The 6,238-nt window shown below is 40.6% G+C and carries 6 protein-coding genes; 1 reads left to right on the forward strand and 5 read right to left on the reverse strand.

The window, feature by feature from the left end:
- Positions 1 to 26 precede the first annotated feature (26 nt).
- The gene (gene cgtA, locus GBI16_RS07070) at positions 27 to 1,238 is read right to left on the reverse strand and encodes an Obg family GTPase CgtA (RefSeq protein ID WP_086210871.1); all 1,212 of its coding nucleotides are present in this window, start codon (positions 1,236 to 1,238) and stop codon (positions 27 to 29) included.
- Between the two features lie 296 nt (positions 1,239 to 1,534).
- Positions 1,535 to 1,918 (reverse strand): helix-turn-helix domain-containing protein, encoded by a 384-nt coding sequence (locus GBI16_RS07075; RefSeq protein ID WP_086210870.1) that lies wholly within the window; start codon positions 1,916 to 1,918, stop codon positions 1,535 to 1,537.
- A gap of 112 nt (positions 1,919 to 2,030) precedes the next feature.
- On the opposite strand from GBI16_RS07075, the gene GBI16_RS07080 reads away from it, so the two are divergent.
- A complete protein-coding gene (locus GBI16_RS07080; RefSeq protein ID WP_086210869.1) occupies positions 2,031 to 2,882 on the forward strand; it encodes an SDR family oxidoreductase in 852 nt (283 codons plus the stop codon).
- Positions 2,883 to 2,936: 54 nt separating this feature from the next.
- Here GBI16_RS07080 and GBI16_RS07085 read toward each other — a convergent pair whose 3' ends face one another.
- The 3 genes from GBI16_RS07085 to GBI16_RS07095 form a co-directional block, all read right to left on the reverse strand.
- Positions 2,937 to 3,617 (reverse strand): hypothetical protein, encoded by a 681-nt coding sequence (locus GBI16_RS07085; protein WP_151706804.1) that lies wholly within the window; start codon positions 3,615 to 3,617, stop codon positions 2,937 to 2,939.
- Positions 3,618 to 3,625: 8 nt separating this feature from the next.
- The gene (locus tag GBI16_RS07090) at positions 3,626 to 4,375 is read right to left on the reverse strand and encodes an MFS transporter (protein WP_404814584.1); all 750 of its coding nucleotides are present in this window, start codon (positions 4,373 to 4,375) and stop codon (positions 3,626 to 3,628) included.
- A gap of 251 nt (positions 4,376 to 4,626) precedes the next feature.
- The gene (locus GBI16_RS07095) at positions 4,627 to 6,084 is read right to left on the reverse strand and encodes a glyceraldehyde-3-phosphate dehydrogenase (protein WP_086210867.1); all 1,458 of its coding nucleotides are present in this window, start codon (positions 6,082 to 6,084) and stop codon (positions 4,627 to 4,629) included.
- Positions 6,085 to 6,238: the final 154 nt, after the last annotated feature.

Here is a 6,238-nt window from a genome sequence, read left to right on the forward strand (position 1 = left end):
CTTGTCCTCAGTTACTCATTACGAGCTTAACGTACGTAGTACACTTCCATTTCGCCATCATCTTCATCATCGTCTTCATCATCACCCAACAATCCTGCAAGACGTTGTTGGCGACGCATTTCACGATACGCTTCTTTAGCGGCAATCGTTTGTTCGCGTGTTTCAGCTTCAAGCTGCTCACGGAATGCTTTCACTTCTGCTGCATAGTCTGGATCTTCAAGCTCACGTTCACGTTGTTGCTCAATTTGATCCATCAGGTAATACACAACTGGTTTTGTCCCTTCAGACATCAAACCTGAAGTTTTAAATACAGGGCCATCCCACTGCATTTCATCTAAGATATGCTGACACCATTCATCACGCGTATCATCTGCCAGTTGGTCAACTTTGTTTAACACTAAAACGATCGGTAACTTTGAAAGTGTCGGAGAGAATTTCTCTAACTCCGCCAAGATCGCTTTTGCATTGTATGCTGGATCAGAACCATCAATCGGCTGAACATCGACAATGTGAAGCAGAATACGCGTACGCGCCAAGTGCTTTAAGAAACGAATACCCAGACCCGCACCTTCTGACGCCCCTTCGATCAAGCCAGGAATATCTGCCATTACAAATGAACGGTGACTGTCCGCATCGACTACACCAAGGTTTGGAACCATTGTAGTAAACGGATAATCTGCAACCTTAGGTTTTGCTGCTGATACGGCACGAATAAAAGTCGATTTACCTGCATTTGGCATACCCAGTAAGCCGACATCTGCCAGTACTTTTAGTTCTAAGCGAATTTCACGGAATTCGCCTTTAAAACCATGGGTACACTTACGCGGCGAACGGTTCGTCGATGATTTAAAATGAGTATTACCCAAACCACCATCACCACCCGCTGCAACAAGCACACGCTGACCACTTTCAACCAAGTCGCCAATAATGTCACCCGAATCAGTGTCAACAATCGTTGTACCTACAGGAACCTTTAGTACAGTGTCTTCACCGCCACGGCCAGCGCAGTTTGCACCACGACCATTTTTAGCTCGCTCCGCACGAAAGCGGCGCGTATAACGAAAGTCTACAAGGGTACTGGTATTATCATCAGCTTCGATAAATACGCTACCACCACGACCACCGTCACCACCATCTGGCCCGCCAAAGGGTACGAATTTTTCACGGCGAAAACTGGCTACGCCATTGCCACCGTCGCCAGCCTCTACGGTAATGACTGCTTCATCAACAAAGCGCATGCTGCCAATCCTCTAAATACTTTAAAACCGCATATTCTGCCATATTTTACAAAATTTCTCGAATAGAATTATTGAGCGAAACATGAAATTTAGTGACAAATCACTTAAAAACGTGCATTTAGCTCTTTTTCTCTTGATTTTCTTCAGTTTTGTCCCTGAAAACAATCAACCTAATCCCATGCTCAACTTACATAAATTAAGCAGCATATACTCTGTTACAAGCAAATCTATGGCTTTTTGTGAAACCTATAACTCACTTAATTCAAACCATTTATTCTGCTTATTTTGTTGTTAAGTTATTTTTTTAAAGCTGAGACTCGCTCTTTATTTTCCAAGATCTCAGGCAAACTTTTTTCAATCCATCCAATTAGATACATGGTTTTTTCGGCCGCTTGGGAGCCCAGTATCGTCAATTGATACTCAACTTTAGGTGGAACTACAGGATAAACCGTCCGTAAAATAAAACCATCTTGCTCAAGTGTTTTAAGGGTTTGGGAAAGCATTTTCTCACTCACCCCTTCTATACGCTGTCTCAATTCACTAAAACGGTGTACACCATCACTCAAACAACGCAACACCAGTACTGACCATTTGCTCGTAAGATGTTCCAATATGTCACGAGATGGGCACTCAGTGGATAAAACTTGACCTAATAGTTTGCTTGTTGCATAGGTGTGCATCATTTCTCTCCATTTGGTTTATTACTTACTTTTTGGTACGTACTTTCACTTAGTAAGTTACTAGATTAAGATAAAACCATCAAGTACAGAAAACAACCAATATAGGTGACTTATGAAAATTGCAATCACAGGTGCAACAGGCCAATTGGGTTCTATTGTGATAGAAAAACTTTTACTACAAACTGAGGCCAACAACATTGTTGCGCTTGTGCGAAACCCAGCTAAAGCGACACATCTCACAGCACAAAATATCGAAGTGCGTGAGTTTGACTATGACCGACCTGAAACTTTAGTCCCTGCTCTATCAGGTATAGATAAATTATTACTCATTTCTGCAAATGAAGTCGGTCGCCGTACACCTCAGCACAAGGCAGTGATTGATGCTGCAAAAGTGGCCGGTGTTCCTTATCTTGCTTATACTAGCTTACTACGTGCAGATACATCGCCACTCGGCTTAGCCCAAGAACACCGTGAAACTGAAAAACTGATTCAAGATAGTGGACTACGCTACACCTTCTTAAGAAATAACTGGTATAGCGAAAACTACCTTGCAGGTGTTGCTCACACCATTGAAATTGGGACGCTTTTTGGAGCAGCTCAAGATGGTCGCATTAGCTCGGCATCACGCATAGATTATGCTGAAGCTGCAGCGAAAGTCTTAACGTCAACTGGCCATGATAATCAAATCTATGAACTAGCAGGTTCACAAAGCTTTAGCCTCTCAGAGCTTGCAACATTGATTGGTCAAGCAGCGAGTAAAACCATTAATTATCAAAACCTAAGTGCGGAAGAATACACTCAAGGCCTAACTCAGGCGGGCTTACCTGCTGGCTTAGTTGAGGTCATCGTTGATGCAGACATTCAAACTATACAAGGTGCAATGTATAGTGACAGTCAAGACCTAGAACAATTGATTGGACGTAAAACTACGAACATTCAAGATGCGATCAAAGCTGCACTTTAAGCCACCCTTTTGATTTTCACATGAAAACACCACCAATGATTGGTGGTGTTTTCTTTATGGATGAATATTCTTCACAGGTAGTGTCATATTCATCTCCAAGTTCGCTGTCGTACTCCGCTCCGTGTTATACATGGTGGCATTGAAGCTTGCTATTTTTCGCATAGTCATTGGATCATTCAAATTAAGCTGTGGCGCAAACTGATGCAACACATGCAGTCGTACTTGCTCATTGAACTCAAAATAAACCAAGCCATTAACCATAATTTTGATCGGAATCTGATAGTCTTGCTTTAAATGAAATGGCACAGCCAGTTTAATCGGAATATCCAAAGTGAGTGGAAACTTAGGCAACAGTTTATTCTGATAAATTAAATCCGTATTGGTCTCCAACGGCATGTTTTGATCAATAAGCACCTCGGTTTGATAATCAACCGATACAGAAACAGGTACTTCTACTTCGAACTCCAAATTTGCCAAATATTTTCCATGTAAAGGCAAATTAATTTTTTGATCAATTTTCAGTTGCGTATCTAAAGTTCCAACAGATTGAGTTTCTAAATAATTACCGACTTGTATTTTTGTCGGTAAAGAGTCTGACAGTTGAATTTGTGCTTCATTTGCAGACACTTGCATACTGGCTTGAATATTCAGGTAAAACCAAAACAGCGCACCCACCAAAATGACAACACACACAAAACTCAAGACAAGCCGCTTCGCGGACTGGAATATCCACATACTCCCTCCTATGGCTTCACGTGTTCTTGAGATAGAGGTTTTTCACGCAAGAATTGCAAACTGTTGAGTGGAATCTTCAACTCCCCCTGCTTAATTTCAATTGGCAATGTATTTTGCACATCCACCGAAGCTTTCAATGCCGTTTTAATAGGAACGTTTAAATGCCCTTGTATTGGAATATTGGTCTTAACCACTGTATTTACTGGAATATGTAGATTTTCTTTCAGTACAGTTTTTACAGGTGCATCAAATTTGAGGTGTACTTGCTGTTCCAGTGGCACATCAATATGAATTGGAACATCCAACTGAATAGGAATATTACCTTTTAAAGGCAAAGTTACATCTCGTCCCATGACTTTTACCTGCACCTTGGTATCCACAGGCATACTCTGATTAATTTTCAAGATTTCACGCACTGGAATGCTGGTTTTGATCGGGACTTGATTATCAAAATACACACGTGGTGTCAGAGTTTGGGTCAGTGGAATATTCAGGTTTTCTCGGATCGGAATTTCAGCATTCACACGCCCTGTCACATCCACATCTAAAGCGTCATGAATTTTGACCTCAGCTTGTAAAGGCTCTTGTAGATCAATACTGACTTTTTGATTTTCTAAGGGAATATAGATATTAAAGTGTTTAAACATCCAAATAGCGATGAATACACCACACATGGTTGCTAACACAATAAATACCAATCCACTGAGTAGGTGTTTCACTTGCAAAGTCAAATTCCTTTTTTTATTTTGATTCTTCATCTGACAAGTCTAATCCTTTTGTCAGCCCAGTCTGTTTACAGGTCATCCCAACCTGACTCGATAAATATATAAATGTCTATTTCAATAAAATGTTCCAATTATTCTAAGTAAATAAGTCAGAATTAAGCATTGGCAACTCTTACCATGAAATTCAATACTTATGCCAATCCTGACATATATGTACAAATTTTATAAATCAGCAAGTAAAAAAAAGAGCCTCATATGAGGCTCTTTTTGATCACTACTACAAATTATGCATTTGTTTCAGTAGGAATTTTAGGATAGCTTACGCCACCCATTTGCTCTGCAATACGTAATACTTGGCAGCTATAACCTACTTCGTTATCGTACCAAACATACGCAGTTAAACGGTTGCCCGAAGTAATGGTTGCTTGCGCATCAAATACACCAGCAGTACGCGAACCGATAAAGTCAGATGATACAACTTCAGTCGAGTTGGTATAACCGATCTGACCTTGAAGGCTTGAGCTGATTGAGATTTTACGAATGTATTCGTTCACTTCATCACGATCAACTTCTTTGTCTAAAGTTAAATTTAGAATCGCAAGTGAAACGTTTGGTGTTGGAACACGTACAGAGTTACCTGTCAGTTTACCTTGCAGTGCTGGAAGTGCTTTAGCAACCGCTTTAGCCGCACCAGTTTCAGTAATTACCATGTTCAATGTTGCAGCACGACCACGGCGGTCTGCTTTATGGTAGTTGTCAATTAAGTTCTGGTCATTTGTGAATGAGTGAACTGTTTCAACGTGACCATTCAACACTGTGTATTTGTCATGTAGTACTTTAAGTGTTGGTGTAATCGCGTTTGTAGTACAACTTGCAGCTGAGATGATTTTGTCTTCATCAAGAATGTCTGCTTGGTTCACACCAAATACCACGTTCTTCATGTCACCTTTACCAGGTGCAGTTAGAATTACACGTGCAGCACCAGGACATTTAAGGTGTTGAGCAAGACCTTCTGCATCACGCCATTTACCCGTGTTGTCAATCACAAGCGCATTGCTGATGCCATAATCAGTGTAGTCAACTTCAGATGGGTTAGATGCATAAATCACTTTGATGAATTGACCATTTGCAATAATTGCTTCGTTTTCTTCATCAACAGAAATCGTACCAGAGAAAGGACCATGGATTGAGTCACGGCGTAATAAAGACGCACGTTTTTCTAAATCACCATCAGAAGACTTACGAACCACAATCGCTTTTAAGTTCAAGCCACGTCCAAGGCCAGACTGACCAATCATTAAACGCGCAAGAATACGACCAATACGACCAAAACCGTAAAGTACAACGTCACGGCCTTCTACAGAAGTTGGGCGACCTTCTACAGACTTAACTGCTGCTGCAACAAATGCATCAACATCGCCACCTTGCTCTTTGAAAGCAACAGCTAATTTGCCTAGATCAATTTCAGCAGTACCAATATTTTCAATTTTAGCGAGCGCTTCAAGGATTGGGAATGTATGCACAACTGAAAGCTCAACGTCCATCATACGTGTGAAACGGTGTGCTTTTAAAATTTGAATTACTGAACGGTTAACTAAAGAACGTCCAAACACTGAAACTACAATATTTTTTTCACGGTAAAGCTGACCGATCAAAGCGATCATTTGTTCTGCGATTTCTTCACGGTTTTTCCAGCGACCTTGGTGTTCTGCGTGTAGGGCGATGATAGTCTCTTTGCTCACAGATACGTCCTCTAATTAATTTAATCTAAGCATAAATTTCAAAACCCAACAATTGTAAAGGATTTAGTGCCAAGTTTGAATCGAAAGCTGTAAATGCATGATGTTTTTTATCGTATATTCATTATTAATTTCAGAAATGATTGAATTTAGTCAA

It is taken from the genome of Acinetobacter sp. TUM15064 (assembly GCF_008980265.1).
Classification (GTDB): Bacteria; Pseudomonadota; Gammaproteobacteria; order Pseudomonadales; family Moraxellaceae; genus Acinetobacter.

Bases quoted from the DNA above. Each gene is read 5' to 3' on its own strand.
- GBI16_RS07080 (WP_086210869.1), top strand. From the start codon at position 2,031: ATGAAAATTGCAATCACAGGTGCAACAGGCCAATTGGGTTCTATTGTG.
- GBI16_RS07085 (WP_151706804.1), bottom strand. From the start codon at position 3,617: ATGTGGATATTCCAGTCCGCGAAGCGGCTTGTCTTGAGTTTTGTGTGT.
- cgtA (WP_086210871.1), bottom strand. From the start codon at position 1,238: ATGCGCTTTGTTGATGAAGCAGTCATTACCGTAGAGGCTGGCGACGGT.
- GBI16_RS07075 (WP_086210870.1), bottom strand. From the start codon at position 1,918: ATGCACACCTATGCAACAAGCAAACTATTAGGTCAAGTTTTATCCACT.
- GBI16_RS07090 (WP_404814584.1), bottom strand. From the start codon at position 4,375: ATGAAGAATCAAAATAAAAAAAGGAATTTGACTTTGCAAGTGAAACAC.